Here is a 19,928-nt window from a genome sequence, read left to right on the forward strand (position 1 = left end):
GGCCCTCGGTCAGTCGTGCGGCGCGAGCAGCGCCCGCACCTCGGCATCCGTCGTCTGCCTGAAGTCGAGGTAGTACTGGCCGACCGCCATGAACGAGGCGGGCGTCGCGAGGCAGACGAGTTCGTCGATCGCAGGCGATGCCACCAGGTCGACGGCGGCGTCGGGCGAGGCGACCGGAACGGCCAGCACGACGGATGCCGCGCCGCGCTGTCGTGCGACGAGGCACGCTACCCGGGCGGTCGCCCCCGTGGCGACGCCGTCGTCGACGATGATCGCCGTTCGACCGGCCAGGTCGATCGCGGGCGCATGCCCCCGGAACCGCTGGACCCGCGATTCGAGCTCTGCGCGCTCGCGACGCTCGACGGCGGCGAGGGTGCGCTCGTCCACGCCGCCGTCGCGCAGCACGTCCTCGTTCACGACGCGGGCGCCCTGTTCACCGATCGCGCCCATGGCGACCTCCTCGTGGTGCGGCAGGCCGAGCTTGCGCACGACGAGGATGTCGAGCGGGACCGCGAGCGCCTCGGCGACCGGGGCCGCGACCGGCACGCCGCCGCGGGGGATCCCGAGCACGACGGGATGCGACCACGGGCCGTGCTCGCGAAGCAGGTTCGCGAGGCGGCGACCCGCGTCGCGTCGGTCATCGAACACTCGTTGCGGCATGGCGGCACCTGAGTCCGGACTACCCCTGCGACGCGCGGACGTCAAGCGATCGCCGTGCCTCGGGAGCCGCCGGGGAGAGATGGCGTCGGCCGATGCGCGCCCGCCGGGGCCGCCGATTCCGCACCGGGAAGACGAGTATTTTTCGTCTCGGGCGGTGCGTAACCTACACTGAACGAAATCCGTCCCCCTTTACCCGGGGGGGAACCCGAATCGAAGGATGCGACGGTGCCCTTGCTGCCGTCGGGCTTGGAGTGTCCGTGGGGCGTCACAGCGTCACCGCATCGGCGAAGAAGTCGAGACGCGGTCTCTACCTGTCCGTCGTCGCCGCAGTCGTCGTCGTCGGCGTCGTCGCGTCCGGCGTGTACCTCTGGGTCGGGGGACACCTCGACCCGTCGCAGGCCGCCGCCGGCTCCCAATGCGAGAGCGTCGAGGAGCTGCACATCGTCGCCGACACGACGATCGCGCCGGTGCTCTCCGACATCGCCGCCGACTTCGACGCCGCCAACGACGGCTGCGTCAGCACCGAGGTCACCTCCCAGGAGTCCGCCGACACCTCGGCCGTGCTCGCCTCCGGAGGTCTCGACGTCGACGCCTGGGTGCCCCAGTCGTCGGTGTGGGTCGATCGAGCCGGCGCCACGGCCGCGTCGCTCGGCCGCGCGACACCGAACGCCCGCGTCGGCCAGACGATCGCCGTCTCGCCCGTCGTGTTCGCCACGGCCGCATCGGACGCGACCGAGATCGCGAGCGAACCGCTGACCTGGGCCCGCGTGCTCGACGGGTCGCTGCCGGCGATCCTGCCGGACCCCGAGGCGTCGGCGGCGAGCCTCACGAGCCTCGTCGGGCTCGGCGCCCACGCACCGGCCGACGACCCCCGCCCGCTCGCGGCGGCCATGATCGCGCTCGGCAAGTCGATTCCGGCGTCGACGAGTGCCGCGTTCGGCGCGCTCTCCACGGCAGCGCAGCCGAGCGTGGTGCTCACGAGCGAGGCGCAGGTCGCCGAGTACAACGGCGACGACCCGAGCGAGACCCTCACCGCCGGGTACCCGACCGACGGCACGCTCATGCTCGACTACCCGCTCGTCCGCATCGGCGACGCGGCCGACGAGGCCGCGCTCGCCGCCGAGGGCGAGGCCGCCGGTGATGCGCCCGCCGATCCCTCCGCCTCGGCGGGGTCGACGGCACGGGTGCAGACGGTCGCCTTGGCGGCACGGGGTCCTGAAGCTGCGGTCTCCGACGTCGCGCGAGAACTGTCGGAGCGAGGGCGGCTGCTCGCCGCGTTCGAGAAGGCCGCGACGGCGGCCTACGACCGCCTCACCGGGGCCGGGTTCCGCACGGCCCTCGGAGCCGGCAAGATCGACACGCTCGGCATCGCCCCCGAAGGCCCCGCCGCTCAGGTCGTGCCCGTCGATGCCGCGACGGCGCTCACGATGCTCCGCACGTGGGGCGTGCTCTCGCTGCGCGCCCGGTACCTCGCCGTGATCGACGTGTCCGGCTCCATGGAGGAGCCGGCCGACAACGGCCTCCGTCGCATCGACATCTTCCAGCAGGCGGCGATGAACGCCGTCTCGAAGTTCTCGGGCGAGGTCGACCTCGGCGTGTGGGCGTTCTCGACGCTGCGCAACGGCGACCTCGACTACGAGGAACTCGCTCCCATCGCGCCGCTCGGCGATGCCGCGCACACCCAGCAGATCGCCGGCATCATCCAGTCGCTCCCCAGCCGCCTCGGCGGTGCGACCGGGCTCTACGACACCGTGCTCGCAGCGGTCGACCGGGTCCGCGAGGGCTACGACCCCGAGAAGGTCAACGCCGTGCTGCTCATCACCGACGGCCGCAACGAAGACGAGAACGGCATCGATCTCGACACGCTGCTCGCGCAACTGTCGAAGGGCGAGGAGGGGAAGCAGCCCGTGCCGGTCATCATGATCGGCTTCGGACCCGACACCGACCTCGACGCCATGAAGAAGATCGCGAAGGTCACGAAGGGCGGCGCGTACTCCGCGTCGAAGCCCGAAGACCTCGGCATCGTGCTCGTCGACGCGCTCTCGCAGCGCAGCTGCCGCCCCGACTGCGGCTGATCGGGCGACCGCCGACCTCCCAGCGCCGACATGCGGAACGGGCCGGAGTGCAACGCACTCCGGCCCGTTCCTCGTTTCACGGCCGCTGTCTCACTGGGTTCTCGGTGCGCCACGAAATCAGTGCGCTACGAATCAGCGGCGACGAATCAGTGCGCGACGAAGTCGGCTTCGGTGTCGGCCGGCCGGCGGACGAAGATGCTGCCGACGATGGCGAACAGCGACAGGATCGCACCGACGAGGAACGCGGTGTGGATGCCCGCCGCCTGGGCCGCTTCGGCCGAGGGCGCGGTCGAGGCCGCCGCGGCGCTGCCGGCGGCCATGACCGTGATGAACAGCGCGGTGCCCGCAGCCCCGCCGACCTGCTGCACGGTGCCGACGATCGCCGAGCCGTGGGCGTAGAAGCGGGGTTCGACCGAGCCGAGGGCCGTCGTGAACAGCGGTGTGAACATGAACGCGAGGCCCGCGGAGAGTGCGACGTGCGCGACGAGGAGCAGCCAGGGCGACGTCTGTTCGGAGACGAGGGTCAACGACCAGAGCACGCCGCTCACGAGGATGCTGCCCGGCACGAGCAGCGGACGCGGGCCGAAGCGGTCGTAGAGACGGCCGACGGTCGGACCGAGCAGGCCCATCACGAGGCCGCCCGGCAGCAGCAGGAGGCCGGTCATGATCGGCTCGAGGTGCAGGACGTTCTGGAGGTAGATCGGCAGCAGGATGATCGTGCCGAACAGGGCGGCCATCATGACGGCCATGAGGGCGATCGAGATGGCGAAGTTGCCGGACTTGAACGGACGCAGGTCGAGCAGCGCGCGGTCGCGACGCTGCAGCAGCAGCTGTCGCAGGACGAATGCGAGGATGCCGAGTGCGCCCGCGCCGAGCGAGATCCACATCTGCGCGGGCGTCGCGGTGCCCGCGGCCTCGCCGCCGATGAGGCTGAGGCCGAAGACGAGTCCGCCGAAGCCGATCGCCGACAGCACGACCGAGAACACGTCGAGCGGCAGGCGCTTCGGCGTGCTGACGTTCTCGACGCGACGGATGCCGATGACCAGCATGACCAGGGCGATCGGCAGCACGAGCCAGAACATGAAGCGCCACGACAGGAAGCTGAGGATCAGGCCCGAGAGCGTCGGCCCGATGGCCGGCGCCACCGAGATCACGGTCGAGACCCGGCCCATGAACCGGCCGCGGTCGGAGGGCGCGACGAGCGTCATCAGCGTGGTCATGAGCAGCGGCATCATGATCGCCGTGCCGCTGGCCTGCACGACGCGGCCGCCGAGGAGCATCTCGAACCCCGGCGCGAGCGCCGAGATGAGGGTTCCGGTCGAGAACAGGCCCATCGCGGCGATGAAGACCGCTCTCGTGGAGAAGCGCTGCAGCAGGAAGCCGGTGATCGGGATCACGACCGCCATCGTGAGCATGAACGCGGTCGTCAGCCACTGCGCGGCGGAGATCGTGATGCCGAGGTCGACGACGAGGTGGGGGATCGCCACGCCCATGATCGTCTCGTTGAGGATCACGACGAACGCGGCCGCGAGCAGCAGCCAGATCACGCGCGAGTTGCGTGCGCCGTGCAGGGCTTCGGCGTCGGAGTGGTGGTGCTCGACCCCCTCGACGGTCGTCGAGGCGACGGAGGCGGAGGCTGAGTCGGCGAGGGTGGAGACGTCTGGAAGGGCGCGTTCGGTCACGGTGCGGATCCAATCGGCAGAAAGTGGATGTCGCGCGGCATCGCGCAAGAAGTTCGTCAGCTGTGACGCAAGTCACCGACCACAGTGACAACCCGAGGCGAGCGCTGGGCTATTCCCGATCAGTGCGAAGCATTGCAACGCATGGAATCAGTGCACCTGATGGCGCTCAGGGGGCCGGCGCGGGCCCGTCGATCGGGGTCGGCTTCGGCAGCCAGTCCTTGAACATCGACTCCTCGGGCGCGAGCTCGGACCGGAGACGTGCCTCGGCCTCGGGGCTGTAGTGCGCCGGCTCGTTCTGCTCGGGCTCGTTCGCTTCGGAGTCGTTCTCGGGAACGTTCGCGTCGATCATGAACCCACGATAGCCCGCACCGCCGACACCGCACGGATGACGGATGCCGCGGCGTCCGCGATCTCCTCATCGGTCGTCGTCGGACCGAGCGTGAAGCGCACGGCCGTCTGCGCGAGGTCGGCGGGGATGCCGATGGCCGTGAGCACATGCGACGGGTCGCTGCTGCCCGCGGCGCACGCCGAGCCGCTCGAACAGGTCACGCCGAGTCGATCGAGCTCGAGCAGCACGGCCTCGCCGCTCGTGCCCGGGAAGACGAACGACACGGTTCCCGGCAGGCGGCGCTCCCGATCGCCGGTGAGCTGCGCGCCGTCGAGGCCCGCGAGGATGCGCTCGCGGAGCTGCAGCCCCTGCCGGGCGGCCTGCGCCGCGGCATCCGCCCGCTCGGCCTCGGCGAGCCGCAGGGCCGTGGCGAACGCGACCGCACCGGCCACGTTCTCGGTGCCGGACCGGCGTCCGCGCTCCTGGCCGCCGCCGTGCAGCACGGGCTCGAGGGCGACGCGGCCCCGGGCGACGAGCACGCCGGTGCCCTTCGGCGCGCCGACCTTGTGACCCGCCAGCGAGAGCGCATCGACGCCGAGCCCGTCGAGGCGGAGATCGAGGTGCCCTGCCGCCTGCACGGCGTCGGTGTGCATGAGGGCGCCGGCGTCGTGCGCGATCGCGGCGAGCTCGGCGAGCGGCTGGATCGTGCCGATCTCGTTGTTCACGAGCTGCACGGACACGAGCGCGGTGTCGGGCGTGAGGGCCGCTGCGAGCGCCGACGGGTGCACGATGCCGCCCTCGTCGACGGCGACCTCGGTCACCGTGAACCCGTGGTGCCTCGCGAGGTACGCGGCGGACTCGAGCACGGCCTCGTGCTCGATCGGCGAGACCACGATGCGGCGTCCGCGGGGCCGTGCGAGCGCGATGCCCTTGATCGCGAGGTTGTCGGCCTCGGTGCCGCCGCTCGTGAACACGACCTCGCCCGGCCGGCATCCGACGACCGCGGCGACCTCGCCGCGCGCCCAGGCGAGCGCGCGGGCCGCCTCGTCGCCGAGTTCGTGGCGGCTCGACGGATTGCCGAACGCGCCCGTGAGGTACGGCCACATCGCCTCGATCGCCTCGCGGCGCACCGGGGTCGTCGCGGCGTGGTCGAGGTAGATCACGGCGTGCCCGTGCCGTCGCCGAGCGAGATGTCGATGTCGAGTCCGAGGTCGAGTGCGCGCGCCGAGTGCGTGAGCGCGCCGACCGAGATGACGTCGACGCCCGTCGCGGCGATCGCCGCGACCGTGTCGAGGTTCACGCCGCCCGAGGCCTCGACGATGGCGCGCCCGCCGATGCGCTGCACGCCCTCCCGCAGGTCGGCGAGGGCGAAGTTGTCGAGCATGATCGTGTCGGCGCCCCCGGCGAGCACGGCGTCGAGCTGGTCGAGCCGGTCGATCTCGACCTCGAGGTGGGCGGTGTGCGGCATCCGATCGCGTGCCGACCGCAGCGCATCGGCGAGGTCGACGCCGCCGGCGGTGAGCACCGCGAGGTGGTTGTCCTTCGCCATGATCGCGTCGGAGAGCGAGCGCCGGTGGTTGCGGCCGCCGCCGTCGCGCACCGCCTGCCGTTCGAGCGAACGCAGCCCCGGCGTGGTCTTGCGGGTGTCGACGATGCGCGCATGCGACCCGTCGACGCCGGTCACCGCGGCGACGTACCGCGCGGTGAGGGTCGCGACGCCCGACATGCGCTGGCTGAGGTTGAGCGCGACGCGCTCGGCGGTGAGGATGCCGCGGGCCGGCCCGTGCACGCGGGCGAGCACGTCGCCGGCGACGAACCGGTCGCCGTCGGCGGCGAGCCGCTCGACCTCGATCGCCGGGCCGACGATGCGGAACGCCGCGGCGAACACGTCGATGCCGCTCAGCACGCCGGGCTCGCGGGCGACGAGCGCGGCGGTGGCGGTGGCGTCGGCCGGGATCAGGGTCTCGCTCGTGAGGTCGCCCCAAGGCGCGTCCTCGTCGAGTGCGGCGGTGACGATGCGGTCGATCTCGCGGCGGTCGGTGCTCATGCTGCCTCCTCGGCTGCGGGTTCGGCTTCATGCTCGAGTCGCACGAGGTCGTGCAGGTGGTGCGGCGCGGCGGGGGCGCTCGCCGCCGCGCCGACCGCGGCATCCGACCTGAAATGCGCGCCGAGGCTCTCGGTGCGGGCGGCCGCGGCGGCGACGGTCAGGCGGGCGAGGTCGAGCAGGTTGCGATCCTCGGCGCTGGGGCGGTCGTGCACCTCGGGCGCGCGCCAGGCATCGAGGGCGTCGGATGCCGCGGCCAGGCCCTCGGCCGAGCGCTCGAGTCCGACGTGCTCCCACATGAGCTCCTGCAGCGCCGCCCGATCGACGGCCGGTGCCTCCGGCGCAACTCCGGATTCCGCGACCGGCTCGCGGGGGATGGTTGGCGCGCGATCGGCGTGTCGGCGCCCGAGTCCGGAGTTCGGCTGCCGCGCGGCGCGGAGGTCGGCGTCGATCGCCCTCGCCGCCCGGTCGGCGAAGACCGCCGCCTCGAGCAGCGAGTTCGACGCGAGCCGGTTGGCGCCGTGCACGCCGGTGCGGGCCGTCTCGCCGACGGCGTAGAGGCCGGCCAGGCTCGTGCGGCCGTCGAGGTCGGTGACCACGCCGCCCATCGCGTAGTGGGCGGCGGGCGTCACGGGCACGGACTCGGCGGCCCAGTCGTAGCCGGCGTCGCGGCAGGCCGCGCCGAGCCCGGGGAACCGGCGGTCGAGGAACTCGCGGCCGAGCGCGGTCGCATCGAGCCTGACGGGCTCGCCGTGCTGCCCGAGGCTCGCGCGCCAGACGGCACGGGCCACGACGTCGCGGGGGGCGAGCTCGGCCTGCGGGTCGACCTCCGTCATGAAGCGGTGTCCGTCGCGGTCGCGCAGTACCGCGCCCTCGCCGCGCACGGCCTCGGAGATGAGCGGGGTGCCCGGCGCCGCGAGCGCCGTCGGGTGGAACTGCACGAACTCGAGGTCGGCGACCTCGGCGCCCGCACGCCAGGCCGCAGCCACGCCGTCGCCCGTGGCCACGTCGGGGTTCGTCGTATGCCGGAACAATTGCCCCGCACCGCCCGTCGCGAGCACCACGCCGTCGGCGTGCACGTCGACGACGGCTCCGGATGCCGCGAGCAGTCGCGCCCCGACGACGCGCACGCCGGGCCGTGCGTCGCCGTCGGGCACCGGCTCCGTGAGCAGGTCGACGAGCATCGTCTGCTCGTGGATGCGCACCGCTCGGCGTCGCACGGTCGCGACGAGGGCGTGCTCGATGGCCGCGCCGGTGGCGTCGCCGCCCGCGTGCAGGATCCGCGCCCTGGAGTGGGCGGCCTCGAGTCCGCGTTCGAGACCCGAGTCGTCGTGGTCGAACGCCACCCCGAACCGGATCAGGTCGCGCACGCGCGCCGGGCCCTCGTCGCAGAGCACGCGCACGGCCTCGGGGTCGCAGAGCCCCGCGCCGGCGGCGAGGGTGTCGGCGTAGTGCCGCTCGGCGGAGTCGTCGGGGAACAGCGCCGCGGCGATGCCGCCCTGCGCGTGGCGGGTGTTGCCGTCGGCGAGCTCGGTCTTCGTGACGAGCTCGACGTCGTGGCCGGCGTCGGCCGCGCGCACCGCGGTCCAGAGCCCCCCGATGCCGCCGCCGACGACGAGCACGTGCGCCATGGTCAGGCCTCCGCGGGCACCGCGACGGGAGCGGCCGGCGGCTTCGCCGCGAGCATGCGCTCGAGGGCGACGCGGGCGGGCTCGGCCACCTCGTCGGCCACGGTGATGCGGTTGACGACGCGCCCGGCGACGAGCTCCTCGAGCACCCAGGCGAGGTAGCCGGGGTGGATGCGGTACATCGTCGAGCACGGGCAGACCACGGGGTCGAGGCAGAAGATCTCGTGCTGCGGGTACTCGGCGGCGAGGCGCTGCACGAGGTTGATCTCGGTACCGATGGCGAAGGTCGAGCCGGCGGGGGCCGCCTGGATGGCCTTCACGATGAAGTCCGTCGAGCCCGCGGCATCCGCTGCGTCGACGACCGGCATGGGGCACTCGGGGTGCACGATGACCTGCACGCCGGGGTGGTCGATGCGGGCCTGCGCGATCTGGTCGACCGTGAAGCGGCGGTGCACCGAGCAGAAGCCGTGCCAGAGGATCACGCGGGCGTCTTCGAGGGTCGTCGCGTCGTTGCCGCCGAGCGGGCGCCGCGGGTTCCACATCGGCATCTGCTCGAGCGGCACGCCCATCGCCTTCGCGGTGTTGCGGCCGAGGTGCTGGTCGGGGAAGAACAGCACCCGCCGTCCGCGCTCGAACGCCCACTCGAGCACCGTCTTCGCGTTCGACGACGTGCAGACGATGCCGCCGTTGCGACCGACGAAGCCCTTCAGCGCGGCCGACGAGTTCATGTACGTGACCGGGATGACGGGCACCCGCCCGTCGGCGTCGGTCGCGGTGAGATCGCCGTAGACGTCTTCGAGGTCGGCCCAGCACGCCTCCACGGACTCCTCGTCGGCCATGTCGGCCATCGAGCAGCCGGCGGCGAGGTTCGGCAGGATCACGGCCTGCTCGGGCGTGGAGAGCAGGTCGGCGGTCTCGGCCATGAAGTGCACGCCGCAGAAGACGATGGCCTCGGCATCCGGACGGGTGAGCGCCGCGTTCGCGAGCTGGAACGAGTCGCCCACGAAGTCGGCGTGCTCGACGACCTCGTCGCGCTGGTAGAAGTGCCCGAGCACGACGACGCGATTGCCGAGGGTCGCCTTCGCGGCGCGCACGCGGTCGTGCAGCTCGGCGTCGCTCGCGGTGCGGTAGGACTCGGGCAGCGCGCCCTGTCGCGGCGAACCCGTGGGGATCACGTCGCCCATCGAGGAGCCCGGCCCGTAGGCGACCGGTCCGGCGTCGAACTCCCACGGCCCCTTCGCGAGTTCGGGGGAGCAGGTGCTGCCCGACGTCGCGCCGGCCTGGATGAGCTGGATCGAACGGTCGACGGATGCGGCGAGTCGGACGTCGCTGGGCTGGACCATCGTCATGGGTGTCTCCTCAGATGCGGGGCGATCGGGATGCGGAAGGCGCCCTGCATGCCCGCCTCGGCGGGATCGGCGGGGCGGTACAGCTTGGGCGGCCGGTGCGGCGTGCCGGTGCGCACCTCGCCGGTCTCGACGAGGGCGCCCGACGCCTCGACCGTGCGGCGGAAGTTCGCAGGGTCGAGGGGGCGGCGCATGACGGTCTCGTAGACCTCGCGAAGCTCGGCGAGCGTGAAGGTCTCGTCGAGGAACGCGTGCGCGATCTGCGAGTAGCCGAGCTTGGTGCGCAGGCGGCCGAGCGCGTACGCGACGATCTCGTTGTGGTCGAACGCGAGCTCGGGCAGGTCGTCGGCGTCGAACCAGCGAACATTGGGGTCGTCGATGGCGCCGCTCGTCTCCTCGGGCCGCACGAGCGCCCAGTACACGACCGAGACGACGCGTTCGTCGGGGGAGCGGTCGGGGGCGCCGAACGTGTACAGCTGCTCGAGGTAGCGGGGGGTGACGCCCGTCGTCTCGTCGAGGGTGCGCGCCGCGGCGCCCTCGAGGCTCTCGGCCGCGCCGAGCCATCCGCCGGGCAGCGCCCAACGCCCCTCGCCGGGTTCGCGCAGGCGCCGCACGAGCGGGATCCAGAGCGATCGCTCCGCGGGCTGCGGTGGCTGGGCGGGCGGCTCGCCGGTCACGACGCCGGGTTCGCGGGCGAAGATCACGGTCGACACGGCGAGGCGTGCTTCGGCGAGTTCGATCGTGCGAGACATCCGCGCCTCCTTCGTGTCATGGTGACTCTAAGTACGCGATCATCTTACAGTCACGTTGACACGAACAGAAATCGCGGATGTCGCGGGGCGACCTCTCCGGGCTCGCACCGCGCGAACGGCGCGCGGACATCGGGGCTCGCCGGCCCCGCGAGGCCCCACGAGGCCGCACGCTCGGGCCGCCGCGAGGAAGAGGAGGAGGGGTGCACCGGACCCCCATCCGATGCACCCCGTGATGCGCGTCACGGGGCGGAGCATGGCTCACGCCGATGGACGGCACTTGAAGCATCCTCGATCCCGCGGCTCCCGCCTAATCGGGGCGACCTCGCATGACACCCGCCGCAGCCGCCTGCGCGGTTCGCGCAGCGCTGTTAGAATCGGCCCACAATCTCATACCGGGCCATCGACGCATCGCGGGAGAGCCGGCAGCAACGTGCAGACAGGTCGTCAGACCGGGTCCGCGCAATGCACAGGCCGGCACCGAAGGAGCAAGCCTCCCCGCCAATCTCTCAGGTACAACACCGCGATGAACACGGCCGCTCTGAAAAGTGGATGCCGCATGCTGCGGCGCCCCGCCCACGGTGAAAGCGCTTCTGCGTGAAACTCTCAGGCTCATGACAGAGGGGGAGTTCTCAAGCGGCATTCGCCGTTCGATGCGACGAACGCACCATTCAGGAGAACTCGTGACCAACGATCCCGGTACCACCAGCCCCGCAGCCGCGCCCGACGACGCGACGGCGACCTCGGCCCGCGAGCGCCTCAGCCCGCTCGACGCCGTGCACCGCGCGGCCGGGGCGAGCTTCACCGACTTCGCCGGATGGCAGATGCCCGTGCGGTACTCGAGCGACCTGGCCGAGCACCACGCGGTCCGCACCACGTCCGGCCTGTTCGACCTGTCGCACATGGGCGAGATCGTGCTCATCGGTCCGGATGCCGCGGCGGCCCTCGACTACGCGCTCGCCGGGCGGCTCTCGGCGATCGAGATCGGCCAGGCGAAGTACTCGCTGCTGCTCGCCGAAGACGGCGGCATCATCGACGACCTCGTCGTGTACCGCACCGGCGACGACCGCTTCATGGTCGTGGCGAACGCGTCGAACGCGGCCGTCGTCGCCGACGAACTGCACACCAGGGCGGCCGGGTTCGACACGATCGTCTCCGACGAGAGCGACGACATCGCCCTCATCGCCCTGCAGGGCCCCGATGCCCGCGCCGTGCTGCTCGAGACGCCGGGCTTCGGCGTCGAGGGCCCCGGCAACGACGAGGAGGACTTCGACGCGAGCATCGCGGCGCTGAAGTACTACCGCGCCTTCCCGGCCACGTTCGAGGGGCGGCCCGTGCTCGTCGCGCGCACCGGCTACACCGGCGAAGACGGCTTCGAGCTCTACGTCGCACCAGAGCACGCGCCCGCACTGTGGGCCGCGATCGTCGAGACCGGCGGTCCGCGCGTGACCCTCTGCGGGCTCGCCAGCCGCGACACCCTCCGCCTCGAGGCCGGCATGCCGCTCTACGGGCACGAGCTCGGCCGCGACATCCTGCCGGTGCAGGCCGGCCTCGGCCGCGTCGTCGCGCACGCCAAGGAGGGCGAGTTCATCGGCCGCGCCGCGACCGCCGAAGGCCCCGCCGCCGACGCCCGCGTGCTCGTCGGCCTCACGACCGACGGCCGCCGCGCGCCCCGCGCCGATTACGGGGTCTACGACGGCGACGGGTCGGACGCCGGTCTCGTCGGCGTCGTCACGAGCGGCGCGCTCTCGCCGACGCTCGGCCACCCCGTGGCCATGGCGTTCGTCGCCCCCTCGGCCGTCGAGGCCGGCGGCCTGCACGTCGACGTCCGCGGAACGCGCATCGCGGCATCCGTCGTCGCCCTGCCCTTCTACAAGCGCCCGTCCTGACGCCCGCCCGCCCTCGCCGCCCGCGCGTTCGCGTGACGCAGGCACGGCGCACCGAGAACTCCAGCACCGACATCCACCACGACACCGCACCCACCAGACTCCCGAGGAGCACACCATGACCGATCAGACCGCACTGCAGTACACCGAAGAGCACGAGTGGGTGCTGGTCGACGGCGACACCGTGACCATCGGCATCACCGACTACGCCGCCGAGAAGCTCGGCGACATCGTCTACGTCGACCTGCCCGCCGCCGGCACGGCCGTCACCGAGGGCACCGTCGTCGGCGAGATCGAGTCGACGAAGTCGGTCGGCGAGCTCTTCGCCCCCGTGAATGGCGAGGTCGTCGAGGCCAACCAGGCCGTCGTCGACTCGCCCGAGCTCGTGAACACCGACCCGTTCGGCGAGGGCTGGCTGCTGAAGATCACCGCCCCCGAACTGCCGAAGCTGCTGAGCCACGACGAGTACCGCGCCCTCACGGGCGAGTGACCCCCGAGTAAGGACCGCACCCGATGAGCACCTCCTCCACGTTCGACCTCGACGCCTTCGGGCGACGCCACATCGGCACCACGCCGAGCGACCACGGCATCATGCTCGCCGAGCTCGGCTACGACTCGCTCGAGGCGCTGATGACCGCCGCGGTGCCGTCGTCCATCCGCATGGGCGAGGTACTGAACTCGGCGATCCCGGCCGCCGCGACCGAGCGCGAGGCGCTCGCCGAACTCGCGGCGCTCGCCGACCAGAACGCCGTGCGCACGTCGATGATCGGCCTCGGCTACTTCGGCACGATCACGCCGGCCGTGATCCAGCGCAACGTGCTCGAGAACCCGAGTTGGTACACCGCGTACACGCCGTACCAGCCCGAGATCTCGCAGGGCCGCCTCGAGGCGCTCATCAACTTCCAGACCATGGTCACCGACCTCACCGGGCTCGACACGGCCAACGCGTCGATGCTCGACGAGGGCACCGCGGTCGTCGAGGGCATGCTCCTCGCACGCCGCGCCTCGAAGTCCCCGTCGAACCGCTTCGTCGTCGACGCCGACGCGCTGCCGCAGACCAGGGCGCTCCTCGAGCCCCGCGCCGAGGCCGTCGGCATCGAGCTCGTCGTCACCGAGCTGCACGAGGGCACGGATGTCGCCGCCCTCGGCGACCACTTCGGCGTCTTCGTGCAGTACCCGGGCGCCTCCGGCCGCGTCTGGAACCCCGCATCCGTCATCGCCGCGTCGAAGTCGCAGGGCGCGCTCGCCGTCGTGGCCGCCGACCTGCTCGCGCTCGCCCTCCTCACGAGCCCGGGTGAGCTCGGCGCCGACGTCGCGGTCGGCACGAGCCAGCGCTTCGGCGTGCCCATGGGCTTCGGCGGACCGCACGCCGGCTTCATGGCCGTGCGCAAGGGCCTCGAGCGCCAGTTGCCGGGCCGCCTCGTCGGCGTCTCGCAGGATGCCGCCGGCCACCCCGCCTACCGGCTCAGCCTCCAGGCGCGCGAGCAGCACATCCGTCGCGAGAAGGCGACGTCGAACATCTGCACCGCGCAGGTGCTGCTGGCCGTCATGGCGTCGATGTACGCCGTCTACCACGGGCCCCGCGGCATCCGCCACATCGCCGTGACCACCGCGGCGAAGGCCAAGGCGCTCGCCGAGGCGCTGACCGGGTTCGGCCTCACCCTCGCCCACGACGACTACTTCGACACGATCCGCGTGCACGTGCCCGGGCTCGCGAAGAACGTGGTCGCCAGGGCGCACGACCTCGGCCTGAACGTCTGGGAGGCCGACGAGGCCACCGTGCACATCGCGGTCGACGAGACGACCACCGAGCGCGAACTCTCGCTCGTCGTCGAGGCCTTCGGCTTCGGTGAGCGGGCGGATGTCGCGGTATCGCTGTCGTCGCTCCCCGAGAGCCTGCCCGGCGACCTGCGCCGCACGAGCGCCTACCTCGAGCACCCGGTGTTCAACACGCACCAGTCCGAGACGCAGATGATGCGGTACCTGAAGACCCTCGCCGACCGCGACTACGCGCTCGACCGCGGCATGATCCCGCTCGGCTCGTGCACCATGAAGCTCAACGCGGCGACCGAGATGCAGGCCGTCACCTGGCCCGAGTTCGCGAACCTGCACCCGTTCGCGCCCGAGGCCGACGTCGTCGGCTCGCTCGGGCTCGTCGAGCAGCTCGAGAGCTGGCTCGCCGAGGTCACGGGCTACGACACCGTGTCGCTGCAGCCGAACGCCGGCAGCCAGGGCGAGCTCGCCGGCCTCCTCGCGATCCGCGGCTACCACCGCGCGAACGGCGAGGCCGAGCGCGACCTCTGCCTCATCCCGTCGAGCGCGCACGGCACCAACGCGGCCTCCGCGGTGCTCGCCGGCATGCGCGTGGTCGTCGTCGCCTGCGACGAGCTCGGCAACGTCGACCTCGACGACCTGCGCGCGAAGATCGCCGAGCACGCGGCATCCATCGCGGCGCTCATGATCACGTACCCGTCGACGCACGGCGTCTACGAGCACGACGTGCGCGACATCTGCCAGGCCGTGCACGACGCCGGCGGACAGGTCTACGTCGACGGCGCCAACCTGAACGCCCTGCTCGGCTTCGCCCGCTTTGGTGACTTCGGCGGCGACGTGTCGCACCTGAACCTGCACAAGACGTTCTGCATCCCGCACGGCGGCGGCGGGCCGGGCGTCGGACCGGTCGCGGCCAAGGCGCACCTCGCGCCGTTCCTCCCCGGCCACCCGATGGCGCAGCGCGCCGACCACGCCGGCGGCTTCGTGCACGGCGGCGGCCCCGTCTCGGCTGCGCCGTACGGCAGCCCGTCGATCCTGCCGATCTCGTGGGCGTACGTGCGCATGATGGGCGCCGAGGGCCTCGCGCAGTCGACCGCGTCTGCGGTGCTCGCGGCGAACTTCGTGGCGTCGCGCCTTCGCGAGCACTTCCCGGTGCTCTACACGGGTGAGAACGGCCTCGTCGCGCACGAGTGCATCCTCGACCTGCGGCCGTTGACGGCCGAGACGGGCGTGAGCGTCGACGACGTCGCCAAGCGGCTCATCGACTACGGCTTCCACGCGCCGACCATGTCGTTCCCCGTCGCGGGCACGCTCATGGTCGAGCCGACCGAGTCCGAGGACCTGGCCGAGCTCGAGCGCTTCGTCGAGGCCATGGTCGCGATCAAGGCCGAGGCCGACGCCGTCGGCCGCGGCGAGTGGCCGGTCGACGACAACCCGCTGCGCGGCGCGCCGCACACGGCCGAGTCGGTCATCGCGGGGGAGTGGAACCACCCCTACACCCGCGAGCAGGCGGTCTACCCCGTGCACTCACTCGTGCGCAACAAGTACTGGGCGCCCGTGCGCCGCATCGACCAGGCCTACGGTGACCGCAACCTCGTGTGCGCCTGCCCGCCGGTGGAGGCGTTCGCGTGACCTCGAGCCCGACCTGAACGACGAAGGGCGGATGCCGCGGCATCCGCCCTTCGTCGTCTCGTCGGTGGCCGAGCGTCGTGCCGCCGGTCAGGTCGGGTGACTCGAGCCCGCGCGTGCGGCGTGCCGTTGGCGCAGCTGCGGCAGCACCTCGCGGCCGAGCAGTTCGATCGCAGCGACCGGATCGGGACCGAGCGGCGGGCCGAACGACAGGTGCGACGCGCCGAGCGCCATGACCTCGTCGCAGCGGTCGACGACGCTCTGCGGGTTGCCGCTGATGCCGAGGCGGAGCATCGCGGGCGTGATCGCCGCGACGGCCGCCGCCTCGTCGCCGGCGCGCAGGGCGGCCTCGCTCTCGGCGAAGTCCTCGGGCGCGAGGCCGGCCCGCGAGAGCAGGTAGGGCGAGAACGCGCCGCCGTAGTAGGCGAGCTTCAGGGCGAGGGCGCGGTCGGCCTGCCCCTGGTCCTCATCGAGCGCGAGCCACACGCAGGCCGGCATGTCGAGGTCGGACAGGGCGCGGCCCGCCGCCTCGGCGCCCTCGGCCACGAGCCCGCTGGCCGTCGTGTAGTGCTCGGGCGGGAACAGCAGTGCGAGCACGCCATCGGCCTCGGCACCGGCGAAGGCGAGCATCTTCGGGCTCATCGCGCCGATGTAGATCGGCACCGAGGTCGGCTCGAGGCGGAGGTAGGCGTCGTCGGTCCACGCGGTGCCCGCCCCTTCGGTCTGCGATGGCTTCGCGCCCGCGAGCAGGGCCCGGATGGCGCGCAGGGCCTCGCGGGTCTTCGTGAGCGGCAGCTTCTGATCGATGCCGATCCACGAGAGGAAGTCGCCCGCACCGGCGCCGAGACCGAGCAGGAACCGTCCGCCGGTCACCTCCTGCAGGGTCGCTGCGGTCATCGCGAGCTCCGACGGGTGCACCGAGTACGGGTTCATGATGCCGATGCCGAGCTTGATCGTGCTCGTGCGCATGGCGATCGCGCCGAGCAGCACGGGCGCCGAGCGCATCATGAGGTCGTTCGACACCCAGAGCTGGTCGATGCCGGCGTGCTCGGCGGCGACCGCCATGTCGATGAGTTGGCCGGGGCTGAGGTCGTTGTTGACGCGGAGGCTGAAGGCGGGTCGGGTCATGGGGCTGGCTTCCTCGTTCTTCCGGCTCGGTTCGGGGTGCATCAACGCGCCGACGCGGATGCCTCGGCGCGGCGGCCGAGTGCCAGACCGCCGTCGGTCTCGCGGTACCAGTCGATGAAGCGTTGCATACCGAGCCGGATGCCGTCTTCGGAGGTCGCGAGCGACACGCGCAGGTGGTGCCCGGCGGTGCTCCCGAACGCGGTGCCGGGGGAGAGGGAGACGCCGCGACCCACGAGATCGAGCGCGGAGCGCCGGGCATCCGCCTCGGGGGCGAGCGGGATCATCAGGTAGAAGGCGCCCGCGGGCGCAGGCACGTCGATGCCGGCCTCGCGCAGCACCTCGACGGCGACGTCGCGACGTGCGCGGTAGGCGTCGCGCATCTCGCCGACCGCGCGCTGCGGGCCGGTGACGGCTGCGAGGGCGGCCGCCTGGGTCACGCTCGAGACGCACGAGATGCTGGTCTCGAGCACGCGCGAGACGCCGCCCGCGAGCCAGGTCGGCAGCACGGCGTAGCCGACCCGCCACCCGGTCATGGCGTACGTCTTCGAGAAGCTGTAGACGGATGCCACGTGCTCGGGCGCGTACTGCGCGGCGTTCGCCGGGCTGCCGTCGAAGATGATCTCGTCGTACACTTCGTCGCTGATGACGAGCAGGTCGTGGCGAACGGCCAGTTCGACGATCTGCCGCACGGTGTCGGCAGGCAGCACCGCGCCCGTCGGGTTGTTGGGCGAGTTCAGCACGATGGCGCGGGTGCGCGGCGTGATCAGCCGGGCGATCTCGGCGAGGTCGGGCTGGAATCCGGATGCCGGGTGCAGGCCGTAGTGCACGGCCCGTGCGCCGATCAGGGTGGCCTGCATCTCGTAGTTGGGCCAGGCGGGGTCGGGCACGAGCACGTCATCGCCGGGGCCGACGACCGCGGACATGATCGCGTCGATGGCCTGCACGGCGCCCTGCGTGACGAGCACCTGCTCGACCGACGCCGTGGACCCGTAGTCGCGCGCGACACGATCGCGCAGCGCCGAACGCAGTGCGGGCATGCCGCCGCTCGGTAGATACGAGGAGCCTCGTCGTGTGGCCTCGAACGCCGCCTCGACGATGTGCGCTGGGGTGGCGAAGTCGGGCTCGCCGATCTCGAGGCGCACGATGTTGTCGGGCGCCGTGAACACCAGGTCGAGGATCTCGCGGATGCCCGATGACGGGAGTTGGGCGACGCTTGGGGTGAGGTTCGGCATGGATTCCTTCGGACGAGCTCGGGCTGCGTGGTGTGCAGTACTCCGTCAGGATAGCCGATGTGGCTGGGAATGTAAGCCGAATCATCGAAGAGGCATGATATTTGAAAGGTGAATTGGCCATCGGGTATTCGAAGACGTGAAACAATTGGTGCATGACCTCTTCCACGATCGCCGCGCCCAGCATCGGCGCCTGGTCCATGCTCGGCACCTCGGCCGCGGCATCCGTCATGGCTCGCATCGGAGCCGACTGGCTCGTGCTCGACGCGCAGCACGGCCTCTACGACGACCGCTCGGTCGTGGAGTCGCTCGCGCTGCTCACCGCGGGCGGCATGGCCGAGACCACGCATGTGCGCGTTCCGCACAACTCCGCGTCCTGGATCGGGCGGGCCCTGGACGCCGGCGCACGCGGGGTCATCGTGCCCATGGTGCAGAACGCCGAGCAGGCGCGAGTCGCGGCCGACGCCTGCCGCTACGCGCCGGCGGGCACCCGCTCGTGGGGGCCCATGGCCGCGTACTGGGGCGGCACCGTCCCGACCGCCGAGGCGTCGAACGCGCGCGTGCAGTGCGCGGTCATGGTCGAGACGCCGCAGGCGATCGCCGACGTCGAGGCCATCGCCGCAGTTCCCGGCGTCGACATGGTGTTCGTCGGGCCCTTCGACCTGGCGATCGCGCTCGGAACCACGGTCGAGGCGTTGCTGGCCGACACCTCCGCCGACTCGCCGCTCGATCGCGTCGTCGCCGCGTGCACCGCGGCCGGAATCGTGCCGGGGTCGTTCGCCGGCAGCATCCCGATCGCCACTGCGCTCGTGGCTCGCGGATTCCGCTCCGTCGCCGTCGCGGTCGATACCGCGATCCTGACGCAGCACGGCGGCGAGCTCGTGCAGCAGGCCCGACGGGCGGCCGAGTCCGCGTAGGTGAGGCCGGGCCGCCTACGGGCCGGCCCGGTCAGCGTGCGCCGAAGAGCCCCGGCCATGCTGCCAGCGCGAGCGGGTAGCCCACGAACGAGACCACGTCGAGGAGCGTGTGCGCGACGACGAGCGGCATCACGCGGCCCCACCGGGCATAGCACCAGCCGAAGACGACTCCCATCGCGACGTTGCCGATGAACGGCCCGAAGCCCTGGTAGAGGTGGTAGGAGCCGCGCAGCAGGGCGGCGCCGATGATGATCGTCCACGTCGACCATCCGGCTTGACGCAGCCTGGTGAACAGGTATCCGACGACGATGATCTCCTCGGTGAGCGCGGCGCGCAGGGCGGCCAGCACGAGGATCGGGATACTCCACCAGTACGGGAAGCCCGACGACGCCTGCACCTCGACGGTGATGCCGACGGCCCGGCCGACGAGGTACAGCGCGATGCCCGGAATGCCGATGGCCGCGGCCAGCGCGACTCCCGCGAGGGCGTCGCGGGCGGGGCGGGTGAGATCGAAGCCGATGCGTCGGAACGGATTCGCGCCGCCATCGGAGAGCAGGTAGAGCACGAGCGCGACGGCGAACAACGCGAAGAAGACCGCGAGGAACTGGTACGTGAAGTCGAGCCATTCGCGGCTCGCCTGCGGTGGGTTGATCGACGTCGACTGGTCGGCGAGCGATTCGCCCTTCGTCAGGTCGGCGACGAGCGAGACGATCGAATAGACGGCGGATGCACCGAGCGAGAGTCCGAGCACGATCACGACCTCGATCGCGATGCGCGGCCGGGTCATCGACGAAGAGGGGGAGGGCGCCGTCATATCGTCATCGTACGGTCGACGCGCCCTCCTCGCCTGCGGC

Annotated in this window: 16 protein-coding genes and 1 riboswitch; of the genes, 5 read left to right on the plus strand and 11 right to left on the minus strand. The window is 71.9% G+C overall.

What is annotated here, in order from left to right:
• Nucleotides 1-9 precede the first annotated feature (9 nt).
• Nucleotides 10-660 (minus strand): phosphoribosyltransferase, encoded by a 651-nt coding sequence (locus ASE68_RS07135; protein WP_055856747.1) that lies wholly within the window; start codon nt 658-660, stop codon nt 10-12.
• Nucleotides 661-917: 257 nt separating this feature from the next.
• On the opposite strand from ASE68_RS07135, the gene ASE68_RS07140 reads away from it, so the two are divergent.
• Nucleotides 918-2,735, plus strand: a complete 1,818-nt coding sequence (locus tag ASE68_RS07140; RefSeq protein WP_157421576.1) for a VWA domain-containing protein — start codon at nt 918-920, stop codon at nt 2,733-2,735.
• A 146-nt stretch (nt 2,736-2,881) separates the two neighbouring features.
• On the opposite strand, the gene ASE68_RS07145 is transcribed toward ASE68_RS07140, so the two are convergent.
• The 7 genes from ASE68_RS07145 to ASE68_RS07175 form a co-directional block, all read right to left on the minus strand.
• A complete protein-coding gene (locus ASE68_RS07145; RefSeq protein WP_082462095.1) occupies nt 2,882-4,417 on the minus strand; it encodes a DHA2 family efflux MFS transporter permease subunit in 1,536 nt (511 codons plus the stop codon).
• Nucleotides 4,418-4,583: 166 nt separating this feature from the next.
• Nucleotides 4,584-4,766 (minus strand): hypothetical protein, encoded by a 183-nt coding sequence (locus ASE68_RS07150; RefSeq protein WP_055856751.1) that lies wholly within the window; start codon nt 4,764-4,766, stop codon nt 4,584-4,586.
• Complete coding sequence (locus tag ASE68_RS07155) at nt 4,763-5,908, minus strand: cysteine desulfurase family protein (RefSeq protein ID WP_055856753.1); 1,146 nt, start codon at nt 5,906-5,908, stop codon at nt 4,763-4,765. The genes ASE68_RS07150 and ASE68_RS07155 overlap by 4 nt, the downstream gene beginning before the upstream one ends.
• Nucleotides 5,905-6,792: a carboxylating nicotinate-nucleotide diphosphorylase gene (gene nadC / locus ASE68_RS07160; protein ID WP_055856756.1), complete on the minus strand. Its 888-nt coding sequence runs from the start codon at nt 6,790-6,792 to the stop codon at nt 5,905-5,907. Before nadC ends, ASE68_RS07155 begins: the two co-directional genes overlap by 4 nt.
• Entirely contained in the window at nt 6,789-8,420 is a 1,632-nt protein-coding gene (gene nadB, locus ASE68_RS07165; protein ID WP_082462096.1) for an L-aspartate oxidase, read from the minus strand. Before nadB ends, nadC begins: the two co-directional genes overlap by 4 nt.
• A gap of 2 nt (nt 8,421-8,422) precedes the next feature.
• A complete protein-coding gene (gene nadA, locus ASE68_RS07170; RefSeq protein ID WP_055856759.1) occupies nt 8,423-9,766 on the minus strand; it encodes a quinolinate synthase NadA in 1,344 nt (447 codons plus the stop codon).
• The gene (locus ASE68_RS07175) at nt 9,763-10,515 is read right to left on the minus strand and encodes an NUDIX domain-containing protein (RefSeq protein WP_055856762.1); all 753 of its coding nucleotides are present in this window, start codon (nt 10,513-10,515) and stop codon (nt 9,763-9,765) included. Before ASE68_RS07175 ends, nadA begins: the two co-directional genes overlap by 4 nt.
• Nucleotides 10,516-10,916: 401 nt before the next feature.
• A riboswitch (glycine riboswitch) is annotated at nt 10,917-11,046 on the plus strand.
• Nucleotides 11,047-11,195: 149 nt separating this feature from the next.
• On the opposite strand from ASE68_RS07175, the gene gcvT reads away from it, so the two are divergent.
• The 3 genes from gcvT (at nt 11,196) to gcvP (ending at nt 15,803) form a co-directional block, all read left to right on the plus strand.
• Nucleotides 11,196-12,401, plus strand: coding sequence for a glycine cleavage system aminomethyltransferase GcvT (gcvT, locus tag ASE68_RS07180; protein WP_255353498.1), 1,206 nt, complete (start codon nt 11,196-11,198; stop codon nt 12,399-12,401).
• 115 nt (nt 12,402-12,516) lie between these two features.
• A complete protein-coding gene (gene gcvH / locus ASE68_RS07185) occupies nt 12,517-12,888 on the plus strand; it encodes a glycine cleavage system protein GcvH (RefSeq protein ID WP_055856764.1) in 372 nt (123 codons plus the stop codon).
• Nucleotides 12,889-12,911: 23 nt separating this feature from the next.
• On the plus strand, nt 12,912-15,803 hold the full coding sequence (gcvP, locus tag ASE68_RS07190; RefSeq protein WP_055856769.1) for an aminomethyl-transferring glycine dehydrogenase: 2,892 nt from the start codon (nt 12,912-12,914) through the stop codon (nt 15,801-15,803).
• A gap of 87 nt (nt 15,804-15,890) precedes the next feature.
• On the opposite strand, the gene ASE68_RS07195 is transcribed toward gcvP, so the two are convergent.
• Together ASE68_RS07195 and ASE68_RS07200 are read right to left on the minus strand one after the other, a co-directional pair.
• A complete protein-coding gene (locus tag ASE68_RS07195) occupies nt 15,891-16,928 on the minus strand; it encodes an LLM class flavin-dependent oxidoreductase (RefSeq protein WP_055856773.1) in 1,038 nt (345 codons plus the stop codon).
• Nucleotides 16,929-16,969: 41 nt separating this feature from the next.
• Nucleotides 16,970-18,160: a pyridoxal phosphate-dependent aminotransferase gene (locus ASE68_RS07200; protein ID WP_055856776.1), complete on the minus strand. Its 1,191-nt coding sequence runs from the start codon at nt 18,158-18,160 to the stop codon at nt 16,970-16,972.
• A 152-nt stretch (nt 18,161-18,312) separates the two neighbouring features.
• Between ASE68_RS07200 and ASE68_RS07205 the strand changes: the two genes are divergently transcribed.
• Nucleotides 18,313-19,074, plus strand: a complete 762-nt coding sequence (locus ASE68_RS07205) for an HpcH/HpaI aldolase/citrate lyase family protein (RefSeq protein WP_055856778.1) — start codon at nt 18,313-18,315, stop codon at nt 19,072-19,074.
• A gap of 31 nt (nt 19,075-19,105) precedes the next feature.
• Here ASE68_RS07205 and ASE68_RS07210 read toward each other — a convergent pair whose 3' ends face one another.
• Nucleotides 19,106-19,888, minus strand: coding sequence for a CPBP family intramembrane glutamic endopeptidase (locus ASE68_RS07210; protein WP_055856782.1), 783 nt, complete (start codon nt 19,886-19,888; stop codon nt 19,106-19,108).
• Nucleotides 19,889-19,928: the final 40 nt, after the last annotated feature.

The sequence above is a fragment of the Agromyces sp. Leaf222 genome (genome assembly GCF_001421565.1).
Taxonomy (GTDB): Bacteria; Actinomycetota; Actinomycetes; order Actinomycetales; family Microbacteriaceae; genus Agromyces.